Origin of the sequence: Nocardioides sp., assembly GCF_036267815.1 — a bacterium.
GTDB lineage: Bacteria > Actinomycetota > Actinomycetes > Propionibacteriales > Nocardioidaceae > Nocardioides.
This window is the reverse complement of sequence record NZ_DATAVI010000054.1, coordinates 92,447-111,477: the sequence shown is the minus strand read 5'-3', so window position 1 is coordinate 111,477 and position 19,031 is coordinate 92,447. Positions and strand designations below refer to the sequence as shown.

20 protein-coding genes and 1 tRNA gene are annotated in these 19,031 nt (G+C 70.4%); 8 read left to right on the top strand and 13 right to left on the bottom strand.

Annotation, left to right across the window (positions count from 1 at the left end):
• Positions 1-528: 528 nt before the first annotated feature.
• Positions 529-1,170 carry a hypothetical protein gene (locus VHW64_RS11610; RefSeq protein ID WP_329650715.1) on the bottom strand — a complete coding sequence of 214 codons (642 nt, stop codon included), beginning with the start codon at positions 1,168-1,170 and terminating at the stop codon, positions 529-531.
• Between the two features lie 235 nt (positions 1,171-1,405).
• Here VHW64_RS11610 and VHW64_RS11605 point away from each other — a divergent pair, with 235 nt between their 5' ends.
• From VHW64_RS11605 to VHW64_RS11590, 4 genes are all read left to right on the top strand, one after another.
• The gene (locus tag VHW64_RS11605) at positions 1,406-2,539 is read left to right on the top strand and encodes a sensor histidine kinase (RefSeq protein WP_329650714.1); all 1,134 of its coding nucleotides are present in this window, start codon (positions 1,406-1,408) and stop codon (positions 2,537-2,539) included.
• The gene (locus VHW64_RS11600; RefSeq protein WP_329650713.1) at positions 2,536-3,660 is read left to right on the top strand and encodes a histidine kinase dimerization/phosphoacceptor domain-containing protein; all 1,125 of its coding nucleotides are present in this window, start codon (positions 2,536-2,538) and stop codon (positions 3,658-3,660) included. Before VHW64_RS11605 ends, VHW64_RS11600 begins: the two co-directional genes overlap by 4 nt.
• Positions 3,657-4,349, top strand: a complete 693-nt coding sequence (locus VHW64_RS11595) for a response regulator transcription factor (protein WP_329650712.1) — start codon at positions 3,657-3,659, stop codon at positions 4,347-4,349. Before VHW64_RS11600 ends, VHW64_RS11595 begins: the two co-directional genes overlap by 4 nt.
• A gap of 615 nt (positions 4,350-4,964) precedes the next feature.
• On the top strand, positions 4,965-5,423 hold the full coding sequence (locus VHW64_RS11590) for a type II toxin-antitoxin system death-on-curing family toxin (protein ID WP_329650711.1): 459 nt from the start codon (positions 4,965-4,967) through the stop codon (positions 5,421-5,423).
• A gap of 44 nt (positions 5,424-5,467) precedes the next feature.
• On the opposite strand, the gene VHW64_RS11585 is transcribed toward VHW64_RS11590, so the two are convergent.
• The 6 genes from VHW64_RS11585 to dnaG form a co-directional block, all read right to left on the bottom strand.
• On the bottom strand, positions 5,468-6,970 hold the full coding sequence (locus VHW64_RS11585; protein WP_329650710.1) for a hypothetical protein: 1,503 nt from the start codon (positions 6,968-6,970) through the stop codon (positions 5,468-5,470).
• Between the two features lie 139 nt (positions 6,971-7,109).
• A complete protein-coding gene (locus VHW64_RS11580; RefSeq protein WP_329650709.1) occupies positions 7,110-7,292 on the bottom strand; it encodes a hypothetical protein in 183 nt (60 codons plus the stop codon).
• Positions 7,293-7,642: 350 nt separating this feature from the next.
• Positions 7,643-7,987 (bottom strand): helix-turn-helix domain-containing protein, encoded by a 345-nt coding sequence (locus VHW64_RS20315; protein ID WP_414690485.1) that lies wholly within the window; start codon positions 7,985-7,987, stop codon positions 7,643-7,645.
• 149 nt (positions 7,988-8,136) lie between these two features.
• A tRNA-Asn gene (locus VHW64_RS11575) sits at positions 8,137-8,212 on the bottom strand.
• A gap of 74 nt (positions 8,213-8,286) precedes the next feature.
• A complete protein-coding gene (locus VHW64_RS11570) occupies positions 8,287-8,781 on the bottom strand; it encodes a hypothetical protein (RefSeq protein WP_329650708.1) in 495 nt (164 codons plus the stop codon).
• Positions 8,782-8,786: 5 nt separating this feature from the next.
• Positions 8,787-10,697 (bottom strand): DNA primase, encoded by a 1,911-nt coding sequence (dnaG, locus tag VHW64_RS11565; protein WP_329650707.1) that lies wholly within the window; start codon positions 10,695-10,697, stop codon positions 8,787-8,789.
• Between the two features lie 94 nt (positions 10,698-10,791).
• Between dnaG and VHW64_RS11560 the strand changes: the two genes are divergently transcribed.
• From VHW64_RS11560 to VHW64_RS11545, 4 genes are read left to right on the top strand one after another with little or no spacing between them, the layout of a single operon-like run.
• A complete protein-coding gene (locus VHW64_RS11560) occupies positions 10,792-11,214 on the top strand; it encodes a phage holin family protein (protein WP_329650706.1) in 423 nt (140 codons plus the stop codon).
• A complete protein-coding gene (locus VHW64_RS11555) occupies positions 11,211-11,450 on the top strand; it encodes a DUF3618 domain-containing protein (RefSeq protein ID WP_329650705.1) in 240 nt (79 codons plus the stop codon). Before VHW64_RS11560 ends, VHW64_RS11555 begins: the two co-directional genes overlap by 4 nt.
• Positions 11,447-12,613: a YihY/virulence factor BrkB family protein gene (locus VHW64_RS11550; protein WP_329650704.1), complete on the top strand. Its 1,167-nt coding sequence runs from the start codon at positions 11,447-11,449 to the stop codon at positions 12,611-12,613. The genes VHW64_RS11555 and VHW64_RS11550 overlap by 4 nt, the downstream gene beginning before the upstream one ends.
• Complete coding sequence (locus VHW64_RS11545) at positions 12,610-12,894, top strand: hypothetical protein (protein ID WP_329650703.1); 285 nt, start codon at positions 12,610-12,612, stop codon at positions 12,892-12,894. The genes VHW64_RS11550 and VHW64_RS11545 overlap by 4 nt, the downstream gene beginning before the upstream one ends.
• 43 nt (positions 12,895-12,937) lie before the next feature.
• Here the strand turns inward: VHW64_RS11545 and VHW64_RS11540 are convergent, their stop codons facing one another.
• The 6 genes from VHW64_RS11540 to VHW64_RS11515 all read right to left on the bottom strand — a co-directional run bounded on the left by VHW64_RS11540 (position 12,938) and on the right by VHW64_RS11515 (position 19,016).
• Positions 12,938-14,200 (bottom strand): deoxyguanosinetriphosphate triphosphohydrolase, encoded by a 1,263-nt coding sequence (locus tag VHW64_RS11540; protein ID WP_329650702.1) that lies wholly within the window; start codon positions 14,198-14,200, stop codon positions 12,938-12,940.
• Between the two features lie 24 nt (positions 14,201-14,224).
• On the bottom strand, positions 14,225-15,094 hold the full coding sequence (locus tag VHW64_RS11535; RefSeq protein ID WP_329650701.1) for a mucin-2 protein: 870 nt from the start codon (positions 15,092-15,094) through the stop codon (positions 14,225-14,227).
• A 176-nt stretch (positions 15,095-15,270) separates the two neighbouring features.
• The gene (gene dusB / locus VHW64_RS11530; RefSeq protein ID WP_414690487.1) at positions 15,271-16,398 is read right to left on the bottom strand and encodes a tRNA dihydrouridine synthase DusB; all 1,128 of its coding nucleotides are present in this window, start codon (positions 16,396-16,398) and stop codon (positions 15,271-15,273) included.
• Between the two features lie 126 nt (positions 16,399-16,524).
• Positions 16,525-17,187, bottom strand: a complete 663-nt coding sequence (locus tag VHW64_RS11525) for a hypothetical protein (protein ID WP_329650699.1) — start codon at positions 17,185-17,187, stop codon at positions 16,525-16,527.
• A gap of 46 nt (positions 17,188-17,233) precedes the next feature.
• Positions 17,234-18,637, bottom strand: coding sequence for a glycine--tRNA ligase (locus VHW64_RS11520; RefSeq protein ID WP_329650698.1), 1,404 nt, complete (start codon positions 18,635-18,637; stop codon positions 17,234-17,236).
• A 58-nt stretch (positions 18,638-18,695) separates the two neighbouring features.
• Positions 18,696-19,016: an antibiotic biosynthesis monooxygenase family protein gene (locus VHW64_RS11515; protein ID WP_329650697.1), complete on the bottom strand. Its 321-nt coding sequence runs from the start codon at positions 19,014-19,016 to the stop codon at positions 18,696-18,698.
• Positions 19,017-19,031: the final 15 nt, after the last annotated feature.

The window sequence follows — 19,031 nt, the reverse complement described above, 5'->3', positions numbered from 1 at the left end:
CAAGGTTGCGACGGAGCGGCATGAGTGGGATCAGCGGGCGACCAGGTCATCAGGCGAAGCCAGCGGGATTCGCCTCGCAGGGGCGGCGAAGCATCTTCCACTGACGTCGAGTCGCGTCGAGGCCGCTGCGAGAGCATCCAGTGTCCGCTCATGCGACCAGTCGAGCTGGGTCGGCAGCCACGAGTCGAGGTCCCCTCCGATCCTGTCAACGCCGGTCGAAAATTGACCCCTTTCCGCCGGGCGAGTTCCAGGGCGAATTCGCTCCGGGGTCAGTTTTCAACCGTCGCTGACAGCGAGTCGGCGCTCCACTGCGAAGATGCCCACTCGCGTGGCGGCCCGCGGGTCTGGCTTGGACCTCAGGCCGTCGGGAGGTGCGATGTCGCACACCTTTGCTGCCGTTCCAGCCAGACCGGACATGCCGGGTGCCGGCGAGATCTCACCTGCGTCCATTCCCTCGCGGGTCGGAGCGCGACTTCTTCCGGGTCCTTGAGGTCGGCGGGCTGTAGCTCTGCGCGAGCTGCCTGCCGGTCAGGCGTCTGCCTGAGCCTGGTGCGGGGCTGCGTCGCTGGAGACCCGTGCCTGAGGGCGGCTGGCCAGGATGCCCACCACTGCGGCCCAGAGCCCGAACGCCACGAGGGCGAAAGGCCCGGCGAGTCCGGTGAAACCCAGCACGATCGCGGTCCATCCGGTCCAAGCGGGGAGGAGGCCGCTGCGAAGGATCGCGAGTCCGGCGGCGATCCCGAGGACGAGGACACCGGCACCGAGCGGGAGGACGAGCTGGAGTGCCAGCAGGTTGACTGCCTGCGCGGCCGCCGGTGCCATCGAGGCCGGCATGCCCGCCAGTGCGAAGTCGCACCCGAAGTAGACACACCCTCCGGCAGCGGTGATCGCGGCACCCGCAAGGGCATTGGTAGCTAGGCCCTCAGCCGCGGGAACCCCGCGGAGCCGGGTGCGCAGGGCCCCGGTGAACAGGACGAGCAGGGCGAGGCCGAGCATCCAGCAGGCGTCCGAGAGGTGCTGGGTCGTGCTGTGGGCCCGGTAGAACGTGACGACTGCGGCACCGCCCGCGGAGACACCGGGGGGTGGACTCGAGAGGGCGAAGGCTGCGAGGAACAAGAGCCCTGCTGCCGGCCCGGTCAGGGTGGACTTGGGGGTGTGCGGAGATGTCATTTCCTGGTCCTCGCTGTGGTCTCTACTCCGCCCCGGGAGCGGAGACCGCCCGTGGGACGGTCACTTACCAGCGTCGAGGCGACCGACCGCGAGCGCGTCGGCCGTCAGCCCGAGACGGGTACTCCGTACGGCGGATGGCGTCCATCGTGTGGCGGATGTCGGCTCGGTGGCCCGGCACTACCCTGGGTCGATGCGCCCGGCGCAGTCCTCCCGCTTCGCGCGGCCCCCGTGGTGGATGGTCGACGCGGCCTCGGCGGCAGTGCTGACGGCCGCTCTGATGGTCGGCCTCCTCGCGGGCCGGGATCCGGCTCCGATGAGCCTTCTGGCTGGACCTGCCCTGACGACGACCGTTGCCTGGCGACGGTGGGCGCCGGCGTTGGCTGTGATCGTGGCCGGCGCAGCCGTGATGCTGCTGCGCGACCTTGCGCCCGTGGCGCAGACGATTCTGATCCCGGTCGTCTTCGTCCTGGACTGCTACATGCTCGGACGGCAACCAGGAGGTGCTCGACGTCGGTACCTGGATCTGGCGCTGCTGCTCGTCGCACTGCCGGCCATCTGGTTAACCCCTGGCGATGACCAGGTGATCGGCCTGGTTTCGGTGTGGCTGTTCTTCTTCGCGCTGCCCTACTTGGCTGGGCGGACCATTGCTGCCCAGACGGCCGCAACGCAGGCGCTGGCCCAGGAGGCCGCTGAGGCCGAGGCGGAGCAGCGGGCAGCCGCCGGCAGGGCCATTGCAGCCGAGCGGGCCCGGATCGCGCGCGACCTGCACGACGTGGTCGCCCACAACATCAGCGTCATGGCGATCCAAGCGATCGCGGCACGACGTGTTGCCTATCAGGACGTCGAGTCAGCCAGAAGTGCCCTCGAGGCGGTCGCGACGTGCGGTCGCGAAGCGGTGATGGAGATGCGTCGGATCGTGGGTGTGATGCGGCGTCCCGACGTGGAGCTGTCCGCGGTCGGGGAGCCAGGTCTCGACCAGCTGGAGGCGCTTGCCCACCGCGCCCGCTCGGCGGGGGTGGAAGTCGAGGTGCGGGTTCAGGGTCTCCGCCGGGATCTCTCGCCGGCGCGGGACCTGGTCGCATTCAGAGTGGTCCAGGAGGCCTTGACCAACGTGATCAAGCACGCCGGGCCGACCGCGGCCGTGGTCTCGGTCCGCCATGAGCCCACGCAGGTCCGCCTCGCCGTCGTGGACCACGGCGCGACCACACGCGTGAACGGCCACGCTGCCGACGACACTCCCACCGGGCACGGGCTGGTCGGCATGGCCGAGCGGTTGGCTTTGTACGGCGGCACGATGCGAGCCGGCAGAACGCGGAAGGGTGGCTTCGAGGTCGTCGCCAGCATTCCGCGGGACGAGCTGGACGAGTGATCACCGACTTCGTGCGCGGCCGGCGGAGCCACATCTTCGACGTGGCTCTTGCCCTGATCTTCCTCCTCGCCGGTGAGATCGAGGTGGCACGCAACACTCAGCGCGGCTCACCTGTGTGGGTCGATGCCGCAGCGGTCGCCGTCCTGATGACGTGCCTCGCGTGGCGGCGTCGTGCGGCCCTGGCCGTCTGCGTCATCACCACCGCCTCGGTCGCGGTCCTCTCGCTGCACGGGGACGTGCTCGCCCTCAACATGCCGATGGTCGTGCTGTTCGTCCCGCCCTACTCCGTGGCCCGGTACGAGCCTCGGGCTCGTGCCGTGGCAGGGCTCCTTGTCACCCTGATGGCGCCCCTGACCGTGTCCCTCACGGATCCGTCGCATGACGCGCTGGGGTTCAGCCTGGGCATGCCCGTGGCTTCGTGGGCCGTTGGCCGCGTCATCCGCGCCAACCTGCAGAAGGCACAGGCGCTCCATCGACGCGCAGACCGGGCCGCAGCGGAACGCGAGGAGCTCCAGCGACTCACCGTGACCGACGAGCGAGCGAGGATCGCCCTCGAGCTGCAGGCGGTGGTGGTGGCGAGCGTGAGTGAAATGGTGCTGTGGGCCGAGGCGGCCCAACGGATGCTGGAGTCCGACCCCTCCGCCGCTGACGCCTGCGTGGGCTCGATCGACATGACGGCAACCCAGGTTCTGGCCGACATGCGCCGCGTGCTCGGCATCCTTCGTGAAGAGCAACCGTCGGTGCCCCTCGCTCCGCTGCCGGGGATCCATCAGCTCCCGGCGCTGAGCCTGACGTCAGGAAGAGAAGTGCAGCTGATCGTCGAGGGAACCGGCAGGTCGGTTCCGGCCAGCATCGACCTCGGCTTGTACCGGATCGCCGAGGCGGCTCTGGAGGAGGCGGACGACCGTCCCTCGTCACAGCCGCTCGAGCTGACCCTTCGCTACTCCCCGGACTCCGTCGACCTGATGCTTTCGATCGACGGTGGCGTGTGCGTCGGCTGGCCCACTGCGCCGATGCGGCAGTGGGCGGCCCTGTGCGAGGCAGAGGTACACACGCTCAGCACCTCCGGCATCGAGCACCTCGCGATCACGATCCCACAGCCGGTGGAGGCCTGGGCATGACCGCGTCGATCCGGGTCCTGATCGCCGACGACCAAACGCTCGTCCGCACAGGATTCCGGATGATCCTGAGCGGCGAACCCGACATCGATGTCGTCGGTGAGGCCGCCAACGGACAGGAAGCTGTAGACCTTTCGCTCAAGCTTCATCCCGACGTCGTCCTGATGGACGTCAGGATGCCCGGGGTCGACGGCATCGAGGCCACCGGGCGCATCGTCGCTCATGGCCGGGGCACCAGGACACGCGTGCTCATGCTCACGACATTCGACATCGACGAGTATGTCTACAACGCGCTACAGGCCGGGGCGAGTGGGTTCCTCCTCAAGGACCTCGCTGCGCGCCAGATGGTGTCAGCGGTCCGCACGGTCAGCGCGGGCGACGCACTGCTCGCGCCTTCGATCACCCGCCGCCTGATCGCCGAGTTCGCGGCCCCACCCAACCTCAGCCCAGGGCTGAACACCCTCACGCCGCGTGAGCTCGACGTCCTCAAGCTCGTCGCCCGAGGCATGTCCAACGCCGAGATCGCCGGACAGCTGTTCGTCAGCGAGGCCACCGTCAAGACCCACGTCGCCCGGATACTGGCGAAGCTCGGCATCCGGGACCGCGTCCAAGCCGTCGTCGTGGCCTACGAATCCGGAGTCGTCACCCGGCGCACCCCATCCGCCGAGCCACCCACTGGACTACCAGGCTGAACGGAGTCAACACGGTGGCGCCGCAGCAGACCGTTGGCTACAGCTCAGAAGGGTTTCGAGGGTTCTGGCCGGCGCGTTGCGTTGGGCGCCTTGTGCGAGTACGGCATCGTGCCGCGCACTGTCCATGCACCGCGGCCCGCGTCAAAGGGCGCGACAAGGTCGCGGGGTTGCGGCGCCGCCGCACCCGACTCCCTCGCAGTTCTCTGGAGTCAACCAACCCTGACTCGCACGGAGGAGGAGATGCGTCTAGTAGCCGGGAACCGGCGTGACTTCAACCTGGGTTACTTCAGCACTGATCGTCGACGTCACCCGTTCCGCCAACGTCAGAACGCGAAGCCGCGACTCGAAAGCCGGGCATGTTGGCGACCTCTACGTCGCCGGCGTCTGGAACCGTGACTCAGCCGTGTGGTACCGCGCTGGTACCACTTGGACATGGCGATGAACCTGAGGCTCAGTGACGCCGAGAGCGAGGCCCTTCGCGCCAAAGCAGACGAGGAGGGCCGATCCATGCAGGAGGTGGCTCGGACCGCGATCGCCCAGTACGTATCCGAGCGCCCGCAGCGCGATCGAGCGCGTGCGCGACGAGGACAGTGAGCTGCTCGAGCGCCTCGCGCAGTGACCGACGAACACTTCGACCACCTCACCGTCGAGGACCTGCTCGAGATCGCTGCCGGGATCATCGACGAGGTCGCCGTCCGGGATCTCGGCCTTCTCGCCGCGGCAGCGGGTCGTCCGCAGGTGACGGTCTTCGGCGACGATGCCTACCCGACGTCAGAGGACAAGGCAGCCGCCCTGCTGCACTCGCTGGTCAGGAACCAGGCTCTGGTGGACGGGAACAAGCGTCTGGCCTGGGCCGCCACCAGAGTCTTCTGTCTTCTCAACGGACGCGACCTCGCCTACACCGTCGACGAAGCCGAGACGCTCGTGCTCGCGGCCGCCGCCGGAGACCTAGACGTGCCCGACATCACGAACTGGCTACGCCTTCGAAGGCGCGTCACAATGCCGCGACTAGGCACCGCTGTTGTCCCAGTCAATGCGCCGAGAACTGGTCACGGAGAGTGTTCGCGCCGATAGGGCACCTCGGTGCTTCCGCTATAGCCCCCGGGCGGGTCCTGCGTTCAGGTCGGCGCAAGTCCCTTGCGGTTCAGGGTGCGGATCGCCCGATTCAGGGTGCGGAGTTGGTGGTCGAGGAGCCGAATCGTAGGCCCGCGGGGATCGGAGTACGGCAAGAGCCGGGCGCGATCGCGTCGCATCTCGCTCTCTGCGGTGGCCATTGCGGCGTAGACGCGAGGGTCAGGATCGAGGCCCTCGCGCTGTCGAGCGAGTTCTGCGGCCACCACTCGGATCGCGGTCAGCTCGACGGCGTCCAGCCGACCCGGCGACGATGGCCGTCGCGGCCGCAACCACATCCGGTCAACCCAGGTCGGCGCGATCGCCATCGATGCGTGGGCGAGGGCGCGTTGCAGCGTGCGCCCGTACCCGCTGTAGAGGCCGATCCACACAGCGAGGTCGTGCAGCGCGTCACGTCGAGCAGCCGCACTGATCGTGCTGTCATAGGGCGCGACCGGGTTGGTCATCGCCAGACCGAGCAGCGGCATCAACGCGGTCGACTTCGACAGGGTCCGCAACCGGGCCGGGTCAGGTGGGTCGCCCGCGTCGGTCAGCCCGAGCCGCGCGGTCAGGTCGGCGCGGGTGACACCGAGGGCACCGCGGAAGCGTGCCTGCTGCTTGGCCGGCAGGTGCTCTGCCACGAAGTGGGCATAGGTCAGCAGAAGGTACGCGTCCAGCTCGACATCGTCGATCTCTGGCTCGGGAAGCGACTGCGTCACCGACAGCTCCCGGCCCAGGCTCCCGAACAACGCCCGACCGACAGCGGCCGCGACCGTGGGCGAGCCCAGATAGTTCTCCATGGGGTGCCGCACACCGGGCAGCGCGATGTCGAGGACCCATGGGAACCGCTGGGAGATCCCACGCAACCCCGTCACCGGGTCGGCGCCGCCCCACACGTTGAGCCACCAGGCGACCTGCGGCAGCGGCTCGCGCAACATCTCCAGACGATCACTGCCCCTGTGCACCCCGAGCAACCCCGCCGGCGAGCCCACCGTGATCACGGCGACCATCTCGATACCTGCCGGCAGCCGGGTCAGCAGGTCTGCGGCGATGACGGTGCCCAGACTATGTGCCAGCAGGACGACTGGTCCGGACTCGGGGAGAGCGGCGAGCACGCGATGGAGGGTGTTCGCGCGCGTGGCATCGTCCTCCAAGTAGCGCCGTGCCTGCGGGATCACCCTCATCACGGCGGGAACCGTGACAGCAGCCAGTGGAACGGCCCACCCCGCAGCATGGGCGCCGAGCGCGCGTTCGATATCGGCCGTGGCCCGCTCGACACGCCACCGCAGCTCACCGCGCTGGCTCCTCGAAACGTGGGACGACGTCTGCGGCGGGAGAACGTGGTGTTCATCGCTGGGATAGCGCAACGTGTTCGGGTACTTCGGGGCCCGGCAATCGATGCCCTCGAGACCCGGATACCCCACCTCGACCAGCGCGGCGCTCACCACGCCACGCCACGCATCGTCGTGCTCGGTGCCGATGCCGTGGAGGTAGACAAGCGTGGGTGTCATGAGGGTCCATCATGTGACACGAGGGTTCAGCCTCATCCATCGGCTGGCAGTCAGCGGACTGATCGTGGCCTCTCGCCACCGCGTCGTTCATCGGCGGTGAGTGCGGCATCCGGACCCAACGCCCGGGACCGGCTTGGTCTCAGCGATGCTCGGCTGATTCGGGGTCCTTGCCAAAGCGCTGGAAGGCAGCCTGCTTCGTGGTGCCCGTCGCCGCCCCGATCACGGTCCACGAGTCGTCCGAGGCACGTGCCGCCGCCACGGCATCACGCAGGTCCTCCGGCTCGACCGCGTCCAGCCCGGTCTGGTCCTTCCTGGCCCTCATCTTCGTCTCAATCACCGCCTTCACAGTGCGTCGTAGAACTTGGGGCGCCATCGGTCAGCGTGGATGATGCGAGTCGGCTCCACGACCGGAACCGCCCCCAGCTCCAGCAGGTCGACTCATCAGGTCCGATCACGAACAGCCTCTCCTCGCCCTGGCACTCGAACTCGGCAAGCTTGATCGCGTTCTCCCACGCATGCACGATCGAGGTTTCACCGATCCCGTGCTTGCGCGCCGAGTCCGCGCGGTTCCTTCCGATGGCTCCCGGCTCAAGCAGTTCTCGCGACATGTGTTCGGTCCTTGCGACGTAGTGCCCGGACAGCCGGAGGCCACGTCGCGCGAAGGGTCCGGTGTCAGCGGGTGGGGCGACCGGGGCCCGGAGCGATGACGCTGCGGGCATGGGGGCGGCGCCGGCGCACGAGCCGCGCTGGCGGGTCGCCGCCGTCGGGAGGGTCCTCAGCCGCGGTCTCTGTGTGCGACTCGATCCAGGAGAACAGATCTTCGGGCCGATAGCGGATGTTGCCGCCACGATGCACGGCCGGCGGACCGTAGCCGCGGCGACGCGTCCGGCACGTGCGCGGGGTGGCGACCGGCACGCCGAGAATCGCTGCCGCCTCCTCAGAGGTGAGCAGGTGGTAGGACGCGAGATCGACGACGCGAGCGGGCGAGTCCTGGTGTCCTTGCGGGAGCGCCGCCATGTACCGGAGGCACACGGGCCATGCCAGCGACCGATCGCTCGGCCGAGATCCGACCGCGCCAATGTAGTGACAAATGGTGAACAGGCCGTTCGGGACCCGGGACGCGAAGCACCCAGCAGACCCGTTCGTGCAGGTCAGCTGGGCTGTGGTGGCTCCCCCGGTTGGACTCGAACCAACAACCCTCCGGTTAACAGCCGAATGCTCTGCCAGTTGAGCTACAGGGGATCGTGGAGCCCGCACAGGTTAGCAAGGCCCCGCGACCCGCTGCGAATCCGGCACGCCCGTCGTGGGATCGCGGGTCAGAGCCCACCGACGTCGGACCTGGCTGCCGCGAGCGCGGCCTCGGCGGCAGCGCGTACGGACGGGTCGTCGGGGTCGATCTGCTCGTCGTACTCGTAGAGCCACCGGATGGCGGACCGGCCGGAGGGCGCGCGCCGAGCGACCACGCGTACGCCGCGCCGTCCGGCCACCGCGACATGCCGCGAGAGGAGCACGCTGGCCGTCACCCGCTCGCGGACGAGCTGGAGGAGCCGGTCGGCGTCCTTGGCGGCACCGCCGGCCACGGTGAGCTCGTGTCGTGGACGAGGTGAGCCCCAGGTGCCCACCTCGACGATGCGGAGGCGGTCGGCCTCGGAGTCCCACTCCGCTTCCTGGATCTGCTCCCACGCAAGGCGCTCGCCGGGCAGGTAGAGGGCGTCGCGGGTGCCGGCCACCCAGCCTCCGTCTGCCAGCGGAGCCCACGCGAGCAGCCGCTCCCCCGCTGCGACGTCGACCGATGGCCGTGCGCGCCGCACCGACCTCACGACGCCCCGAGGGCCAGGTCGCGCAGCTGCCGGCGGTGCTGCTCCAGCGCGGTGAGCTCGCCGAACATCCGGTTGTACTCGGTCGTCTGCTCCACCGGGTTGGTGCGCTGGAGCCGCGACTTCACCTCCGCGATGCGCCGTTGGGCGGTCAGCTCCTGGAGGCGATAGACGGTGTTGGCCACGAAGGCGCCGTCGGCACCCTTCTTGGAGGGGACCGGCTCGACCGCAAGCGCCGACACGGCACTGGCCACGGCCTGGTCGCCGGCGTGGTCTCGGAGTCGACCGGCCCAGTCGGCATCGGCGGCGCCGAGGCCGCCGTTGCGCTCGACCAGCTCCCACACGGCCCGGTAGGTCGGATGCGTGAAGTCGTTGGCGCCGAGGTCGCGCGCCGCGCCCGCGACGGCGACCGGCTCCTGGACGACGAGCTTGAGGGTCTCGCGCTCGAGGACGAACCTGGGGTCGCGCAGGTCGGGCAGCTGCTGACGCGGCGGCTGCGCCTGCTGCCCCGGCTGCCTCGGCTGCGACTGTCGAGCCTGCTCGCGTCCCCCGGTCGACCGAGGGTCGCCGGTCGGCTTGCGGCCGGCCGCCCGGCGCACCTCCACCTGGACCTCGGCAGGGTCCATCCCGGTCAGCGAGGCGATCTCGCGGGCGAAGGAGCTCGCGACCACGGCCGTGTCGCGGCTGCTGTGGACGAGCGCCGCGGCCTCGCGCACCGCACCCACCCGCCCCTCGGCCCGGTCGAGGTCGTAGCGCTGCACGACGTTGGCCAGGACGAAGCGGTACAGCGGCTGCCGCCGCGCGATCAGCTCGCGCACCGCCGCGTCACCCTGCTGGAGCCGCAGGTCGCAGGGGTCGAGCCCGGTCGGCTCGATGGCGACGTAGGTCTGGCTGACGAAGTTCTGGTCGCCACCGAAGGCTCGCAGAGCGGCCTTCTGGCCGGCCGCGTCACCATCGAAGGTGAAGATCACCTCGCCGGGGAACTCCGCGTGGTCGTTGAGGAAGCGGCGCAGGATCCGGGCGTGGTCGTCGCCGAACGCCGTACCGCAGGTGGCCACAGCGGTGCCCACGCCGGACAGGTGACAGGCCATGACGTCGGTGTAGCCCTCGACCACGACCGACTTCGACGTCCGGGCGATCTCCCGGCGGGCCAGGTCGATGCCGTAGAGCACCTGGCTCTTCTTGTAGAGCGTGGTCTCGGGGGTGTTGAGGTACTTCGCCTCGATCCGGTCGTCGTCGAAGATCCGCCGCGCCCCGAAGCCGATGGTGTCGCCGCTGGGATCCCGGATCGGCCAGACCAGACGGCCCCGGAACCGGTCGTACGTCGAGCGCCCGATCGCCACGAGTCCCGCGGCGACGCTCTCCTCGTCGGTGAACCTCCGCTGCCGGAGGTGGCGCAGCAGGGCCTCGCCGTCGCGGGGCGCGAAGCCCACTCCGAAGGTCTCCGCGGCCTCCTGGTCGAAGCCCCGCTCGCCCAGGAACTGCCGTGCGAGCACCGCGTCCGGCGTGGCCAGCGCATCGGCGTAGAACTCCTGGGCGACCTTGTTCGCCTCCACGAGCCGCGAGCGCTGCGGGCCGCGAGGCCGCTCCGTGCGGACGTCGCCCTCCTCGCGCCGCAACGTGACCCCGACCTTGTCGGCGAGCCGCTCGACGGCCTCGGTGAAGCCGAGCCCGTCGATCTTCATCAAGAAGGCGAAGACGTCACCGCCCTCCCCGCAGCCGAAGCAGTGGTAGCCCCGGCGCTGCGGGTTGACGTTGAACGACGGCGACTTCTCGTCGTGGAAGGGGCACAGGCCCTTGAGGGACCCGCCACCGGCGGAGCGGAGCGTGACGTAGTCGCCGATCACTTCGTCGATCCGGACCTTCTCCCGCACCTCCGCGATGTCTTCCTCGCGAATCCGGCCGGCCACGTGCGGAGTCTACGGCGCGGGACCGACCGCCCTCGTTGGGGTGCGACCCGCCTCGGGAGCGGATGGGGTCCTGCCACCGGGGTACAGAGCGAGCATGAGTACCTCGACGTCCGGCGAGGCTGGCCGCACCGCCCACGACGATCCCTCCTTGGGCGGACTCCTCCACGACCTCACCCAGCAGGTGCCGGCGCTGGTCCGGTCGGAGCTGCGCCTGGCCCAGGCCGAGATGGCCGAGAAGGGGAAGCGCGCGGGTCTGGGCATCGCGATGTTCGGTGCGGCGGGCCTGCTGGGGCTCTTCGGGATCGGCTGCGTCGTCGCGACCGCGGTCCTCGGGCTGGCCCACGCACTCCCGGACTGGCTGTCCGCCCTGATCGTTGCGGTCGTCCTCTTCGGCGGCGCCGGCATCGCCGCACTGGTCGGCAAGAAGGAGGTCGCCCAGGCGGTGCCGCCGGCCCCCGAGCAGGCCATCGAGGGAGTCAAGGAAGACATCGCCGTGGTGACCGGAGAGCACCGATGAGCGACCGGGACCCAGCGGCGATCGAGGCCGAGATCGAGGCGCAGCGCGAGCAGCTCGCCCAGACCGTGGACCAGCTGGCGCACAGGCTCGACGTCAGGGCCCGGGCCCGGGAGCGCGCGGCGGATCTCAAGGCGCGCGCCACGACCGCCGACGGCAAGCCACGTCCCGAGCTGGTCTGCGCCGCGGCCGGGCTGGTGGCCGTGCTCGGTCTGCTCGTGTGGTGGCGCCGACGATGACCGACGACGCCCGCGCCGACGAGTCGCGCGAGCACGAGGTCCTCGAGCCCGACGACGAGCGCAAGCCGGCCTCGCCGACCGACCTCTCCCGGCGATCGTGGGGCTACGTCCTGCGAAAGACGCTGCGGGAGTTCGGCGACGACCAGTGCACGGACCTGGCCGCCGGGCTCACCTACTACGCCGTGCTGTCGCTCTTCCCCGCCGCCATCGCCCTGATCTCGCTGCTCGGGGTGGTCGGTCAGGGCCAGTCGAGCGTCGACAACGTGATCGAGGTGCTCAGGCCCCTGGTCTCGCCCAGCACGCTCTCCACCATCCACCCCGCCCTCGAGCACGTCGCCGCCTCGCAGTCGGCCGGGATCGGCCTGGTCGTGGGCATCCTGGGGGCGCTCTGGTCGGCGTCGGGCTATGTCAGTGCCTTCGGACGCGCGATGAACCGCGTCTACGAGATCGACGAGGGCCGGCCCTTCTGGAAGCTACGGCCCGTCACGCTCCTGGTGACCCTGGTCGCGATCCTGCTGGTGGCCGTCGTCCTGGTGATGCTGGTCGTGTCCGGTCCGCTGGCGGACTCCATCGGCAACGTGATCGGGCTCGGCTCCCAGTCGGTCACCGTCTGGAACATCGCGAAGTGGCCCGTGATCGTGGTCTTCGTGGTCCTGATCGTGGCGATCCTCTACTACGCCACCCCCAACGTCCGGCAGCCGCGCTTCCGCTGGCTCTCGGTCGGCGCTGTCGTCGCGATCGCGATCTGGATCGTGGCCTCGGTCGCCTTCGCGCTGTACGTCGCGGCGTTCGGCAGCTACGACAGGACCTATGGCTCCCTGGCCGGCGTCATCGTCGGGCTGCTGTGGCTGTGGCTCACCAATGTCGCACTGCTGCTCGGCGCCGAGCTGGACTCCGAGCTGGAGCGCGGACGCGAGCTGGAGGCGGGTCTGCCCGCCGAGGAGGAGCTCCAGCTCCCGGCGCGCGACACCCGCGGGATCCGCAAGGCACGCACCAAGCAGAACAAGGACATCGCCCGGGGCAGGGCCATCCGGGGGCAGGCCGCCGAGAACGGCCGGCGGGAGCAGGATGACCACCCTGATGAGCAGACCCAGGGCCGGGACCAGGCCGAGCCCCAGGAGGCCGGTCGCCATCGGACCACGAGCAAGGAGGAGTCGCGATGAGGAAGCTCGAGCTGTTGGTGGCGTTCGCCGCCGGCTACCTGCTCGGCGCGCGCGCCGGGCGTGAGCGCTACGACCAGATCATGGCCAGGCTGGACGGGGTTCGCAACGACCCGCGGGTCCAGGAGAAGGCGCACCAGGCGGTTGACCTGGCCAAGGAGCAGGCGCCCGTCGTGGCCGAGAAGGTCACCCACGCCGCCTCCGCCGCGGCAGCCAAGGTCACCGGGTCGGACAGCACGCCCGAGCCGCACCACATGGCAGGCCCGCAGGGCGACCTGCCCTGATCTCTGGGGACCCCGTCTCCGGGCCACGGCGTCCGCCAGCACCTCAGGCGGTCGTCCCCAGGAGGCGGGAGTGCCACCCGACCGCGCTGGCGTCGGTCAGCGAGGCGATCTGGTCCACCACGACCCTGCGCCGCGCAGCGTCGTCCGACGCGGCCTTCCAGTCGTCGGCGAACGCCGGCTCGAGATCTCCCGGCGCCTCGGAGGCCAGCGCCTCGACGAGCTCGGCGAGGAGCTCGCGCTGGCGCTGCATGAGCCGGACGCGGTCGTCGGCGCGCATCACGTAGTGGGCGGCGATCCCCTTGAGGACCGCGATCTCGGTACGGGCATCCTCCGGCACGACGAGGTCGGCGAGGTAGCGCACCCGTGAGCCGGGGTACGCCGCCAGCGTCGCGGCCTGTGCGCGGGCCGCGAAGCGGCCGATCACGTCGCTGGTGAGGTTCTTCAGCGCGGCCAGAGCGCGCCGGCTCCCGTCGTACGGCGTCGTCGGCCACGAGGCGACCTCGCGAAGTCTGCCCAGCGCGGCGTGTAGGGCGCCGTCGTCGGTGTCGGGCAGGTACCAGTCGCGCACCACCCCGACGACAGCCGCCTCGTCGAGGCGGGTCAGATCGATCCGTCCGACGACGATCCCGTCCTCGACATCGTGGACGGAGTAGGCGATGTCGTCGGCGAGGTCCATCACCTGGGCCTCGAAGCACTGTCGGCGCTGGGGCGCACCCTGGCGATACCAGTCGAAGACCGGGCGGTCGTCGTCGTACACGCCGAACTTGCGCACCACCCGCGGCGACCCGTCGGCGTGGACGCCGCTCGGCACCGTCGCCTCTCGGAGTGGCCAGGGGTACTTCGTGCAGGCGTCGAGCGTGGCGCGGGTCAGGTTCAGGCCCGCCGAGCGGCCGTCGGCGTCGATGGTCTTGGCCTCCAGGCGGGTCAGCAGCCGCAGCGTCTGGGCGTTGCCCTCGAACCCCCCGCAGTCCCGTGCGGCCAGGGCCAGCGCACGCTCGCCGTTGTGCCCGAACGGCGGGTGGCCGAGGTCGTGGGCGAGCGCGGCCGTCTCGACGAGGTCCGGCTCGCAGCCCAGCGCGCGGGCGAGGTCGCGGGCGATCTGGGCGACCTCCAGGCTGTGGGTGAGCCGGTTGCGGACGAAGTCGTCGCTCTGGGGGCCCACCACCTGGGTCTTGGCCGCCAGCCGCCGGCTGGAGGCGGCGTGCACCAACCGCGCACGGTCGCGCTCGAACGGGGTGCGCTCGGGGGCGTCGACCCGCTTGGGCGGCTCGTCGACCCAGCGCTCTCGTGCGGCCTGGTCATACATCGAGGCGAGACTAGGGCACCTGGGCTAGTACACCGACACGTGGACGTGGTCCATGTGGTTGGCGGTGGGAGAGCCTCGGTCGGCGAACAGCCGCCATCCCTCCGAGGCCCGCACCGGTGTCCAGATGTGCTGCCGCCACAAGATGTCGTAGACGTGCAGCTGGGCGGCATGCGCCTGGAGCCACGCGGCGATCTGGTTGCCCAGGGCGACGTCGCTGGTCATGATGTCGAGCGCCTTGCCGGTGACGTGCTCGCCGTGGTCGTCCCACCCGCCGTACGACGTGATCTGGGGGAAGGCGTGGCACACCGAGCGGTAGAGGAGCACGGCGGCAGAGGTCAGGCGGTACTCCACCGAGCTGTCCGGGCACGGCGCCATCGAGAGACCGGCCGACACGGTGCCGCCGCCGGGGCGGCTGTCGGAGAGGTAGCCCGCGGTCACCCAGCGCGACTGGCCGGAGACGACCACCTCGAGCCGGCCGTCCGCGGAGCGCCCGGTCACCAGGACCGGCTGCCCGGACTGCAGCAGCCCGACCTGTCGAGCCACCTGCTCCGAGCTGGACCACAGGTCGAGGTCGGCGGTCGCCCACTTCCGCAGGTGGGCCTGCTCGACGGCGTGCGCGGTGGCCTCCTGGGCGGCCACCCCCTGCTGGAAGGTGCGGTCGGCGGTCCGGTCGAGCCCCCGGGAGACCGGCACGTCGTCGTAGCGACGGGGGTCGAGGTGCAGCGGTGCTCGCTGGTGTGCGGTGAGGTCGAGGGACCCGTCGGCGTGGACCACCCCGAGCGCGACGACCGGGAGCGTCGCCGCCGTGGCCACGCCGATCCCGAGCTTGGCGGCGTGGTTCCCGGTGAGGGTCACGAACCGGCGGGCATTGGTCTCCCGCTTGTGGCGAGCCACAGCGCTGATTCCCTTGCAGTCGTTGGTCGGAGGCGGCGGTCTGGATCTCGGCGGTCCGGCCTGACTTCCCCGTAGGTCACGATTCGGACACGCCACTCAAGCACACCAGGCAGGGCGTCCGAAATCCCGGGTCGGGGACTGGGCACGCCCGGGCCGGCCTCCGGCCGGGTCCGGAGTCAGCCGCCGGTGGTCTCGGTGGTGTCCTCGGTGAGGCGCAGCGAGGCGCCGTCGGTGTCGTCCAGCCACCCCTCCGGAAGCACCACCCGCGAGCGCGGAGAGCCTTGGCGCCCCCGCGGCGCGCCGAGCTCGGAGACCGGGAAGGGCTCGTCCGGGTCGAGCTCGTCGAGCAGGGCGTCAAGGGCCGCCAGGGAGTCGACCAGGGCCAGGGAGTGCCGCAGCTCGCCGCCGGCCCGGAAGCCCTTGAGGTACCACGAGACGTGCTTGCGGAACTCCTTGCAGCCCCGCTCCTCCCCCATGTGCTCGCTGAGCAGCTCGGCGTGCCGGCGCATCATCGTCCGGACCTCGCCCAGGGTGGGCAGAGTGGTGGGCTGGGTGGTGGGCTGGGTGGTGGGCTGGGTGGTGGGCTGAGATGGCTGAGTGGGGGTCGAAGCCGGGGCGAAGGCGGCGGCCAGGTCGCGGAAGAGCCAGGGCCGGCCCAGACAGCCCCGCCCCACGACCACCCCTGCGGCGCCGGTCTGCTCCACCATCGCCAAGGCGTCCGCCGCCTCCCAGATGTCGCCGTTGCCCAGGACCGGGATGTCGACGCTGTCGACCAGCCGGGCGATGGCGTCCCAGTCCGCCTGGCCGCTGTAGGACTGGGCCACCGTGCGGCCGTGCAGCGCGACGGCCGCGATGCCGGACTCCTCGGCGATCCGGCCGGCGTCGAGGTAGGTCAGGTGGTCGTCGTCGAGCCCCTTGCGGGTCTTCATCGTGACCGGCACGCCGTACGGCTCGGCGGCGCCGACGGCGGCTCGCAGGATCTCCCCCAGCAGTCCGCGCTTCCACGGCAGCGCGCCGCCGCCGCCCTTGCGCGTCACCTTGGGCACCGGGCAGCCGAAGTTCAGGTCGACGTGGTGGACGCCGTAGTCGGAGCACAGGATCTCGGTGGCCTTGCCGACGTACGCCGGGTCGGTGCCGTAGAGCTGCACCGACCGGGTGGTCTCGAGCTCGTCGAAGACCAGCATCTTCAGGGTGGTCGCGTCGCGCTCCACCAGCCCCCGGCTGGTGATCATCTCGCAGACGTAGAGGCCGGCGCCCTGCTCGGCGCACAGGCGGCGGTACGCCGCGTTGGTGATCCCGGCCATCGGCGCGAGCACGACCGGCACGGGCACGGTCAGCGAGCCCAAGGTCAGCGTGGTCACGGCCCGATTGTCGGTCGAGGCAGGGCACGCGGCCAAACCTGCGGCCGGGGCGGTGGCGAGTGGGCTGGGTCAGCCGCCGACGTGGCCGGCCCAGGTGATGGCCTTGAAGTCGCCGCTGGGCCGGAAGCTGACCGCGCGCATCGTGCCGTGGTGGACGACGAAGTAGACCAGGCAGACCGAGGTGGTCCTGCCCTTGGTCAGCTTCGGCAGCGGGCGGCTGGGGCACTTCGGGAAGCTGGCCTGGAACGACGAGGGCTGGAGCAGGGTGTTGCTCTGGTCGAGCAGGTACAGCGGCACCGTCGCGCCGCCGAGGTTGGTGTTGCCGAGGTTGCGGACGGTCGCGTGCACGAAGTACGGCGTCGAGTGCTGGGTGGTCCTGTCCAGCCGCCAGTCGGAGAACACGCTGATCGGCTCCCTCTGGAGCCTGGTCACGGTGAGCGCCGCGACACTGACCGCCTTGCCCTGCGGCTGCCAGGTCACCCGAGCGGTCTGCCCGACGTTCAGCGCGGAGCCCTGCGGCGTCAGCGTGACTCCCTGGACCTGGCCGGAGGAGCCGCCACTCGGTGCGGAGCCGGACGACGAGCCCGACGACGAGCCGGTCGAGGAGCCCGGGGACCCGCCCCCACCGGCGTTCGGGGTGGACGACCCGGAGCTGCCGCAGCCGGCGAGCACCAGGGCGGCCGCGACCGCTGCCACCGGACGAACGGCGCGCCAGCCTGCGTGTGAGCTCATCGGGTCATTGTGCCGGGTCGATGGGTGGGGTGACCCCACAACCGGCTCAGCAGCCCAGCAGGCGCTCGGCGAAGTACGCCGACGCCTGGTCCAGCGCGATCCGCTCCTGCTTCATCGAGTCGCGCTCGCGCACGGTGACCGCGTGGTCCTCGAGGGTCTCGAAGTCGACCGTCACGCAGTACGGCGTCCCGATCTCGTCCTGACGCCGGTAGCGGCGCCCGATCGCCCCGGAGTCGTCGAAGTCGACGTTCCACCCGTGGCCCCGCAGCTGGGCCGCCAGGTCGCGCGCCTTGGGAGACAGGTCGGCGTTGCGGCTCAGCGGCAGCACCGCGACCTTCACCGGGGCCAGCCGGGGGTCGAGCCGCAGCACCGTGCGGGTGTCGACCCCGCCCTTGGTGTTGGGTGCCTCGTCCTCGGTGTAGGCGTCGGTCAGGAACGCCATCAGGCTGCGGGTCAGGCCGCCGGCCGGCTCGATGACGTAGGGCGTGTAGCGCTCGTTGCCCGCCTGGTCGAAGTAGGAGAGGTCCTGACCCGATGCCTTCGCATGCGCCAGGAGGTCGAAGTCGGTGCGGTTGGCGACCCCCTCGAGCTCCTCGAAGCCGCGCTCGGAGAACCCGAAGTCGTACTCGATGTCCACGGTGCGCTTGGAGTAGTGGGAGAGCTTGTCCTGCGGGTGCTCGAAGTGACGCAGGTGGTCGCGGTCGATGCCGAGGTCGGTGTACCAGCGGGTGCGCTCGTCGATCCAGAACTGGTGCCACTCCTCGTCCTCGCCGGGCTTGACGAAGAACTCCATCTCGAGCTGCTCGAACTCCCGGGTGCGGAAGATGAAGTTGCCCGGGGTGATCTCGTTGCGGAAGCTCTTGCCCATCTGGGCGATGCCGAACGGCGGCTTCATCCGGGCGCTGGTGACGATGTTGGCGAAGTTCAGGAAGATGCCCTGGGCGGTCTCGGGTCGCAGGTAGTGCAGACCCGACTCGTCCTCGATCACGCCGAGGTAGGTCTTCAGCATCATGTTGAAGTTCCGCGGCTCGGTCCAGGTGTGCCGGTTTCCGCAGTTGGGGCAGGGCACCGACTCGTTGATGTCGACGGTGTCGGGGTCGGCGACGTCGTTGCGGGCGGCGTAGTCCTCCTGGAGGTGGTCCTCGCGGTAGCGCTTGTGGCAGGACTGGCACTCCACCAGCGGGTCGGTGAACGTCGCGAGGTGGCCGCTGGCCTCCCAGGTACGGGTGGGCAGGATGATCGAGGAGTCGATGCCGACGACATCGTCACGAGTGGTGACCATGAAGCGCCACCACTGACGCTTGATGTTCTCCTTCAGCTCCACCCCGAGCGGGCCGTAGTCCCACGCCGAGCGCGTGCCGCCGTAGATCTCGCCCGATGGGAAGACGAAGCCCCGTCGCTTGCAGAGCGAGATGATCTTGTCGAGGGTGCTGGGTGGTGGCTTCGCCACGTCGGTGCTCCTGGGGTCGGGCCGCTGGCTGTCGGTCTGCCGTGGTCAGTCGAAGACGTCAGCCTAACGAGCGGCCCTCGACGACGTTCAGGGCGGCCCCCGGCTCGACGACCTCGTAGGCGCTCGGCTCGTCGAGCGCGCGGCTCAGCGTCGGCACGGCGGCGAGCTTCACGTCGTACGCCGAGAGGGCGCGGCGGTAGGCGCCGGGGCCCTCCCACTCGGTGGTGAGGACCCACAGCTCAGGGTCGTCGACGTTGCGGCCGATGCGTCCGCGAACGTAGCCGCGCTGGGCGGCGAGCACCTCACGGGCGCCTTCGAGGCCGCCCCGGAACGTCGTCGCCTCGGTGTCGGGCACCCGGAAGCGGTTGACGACGATCACGGACGAGAGGGTAGC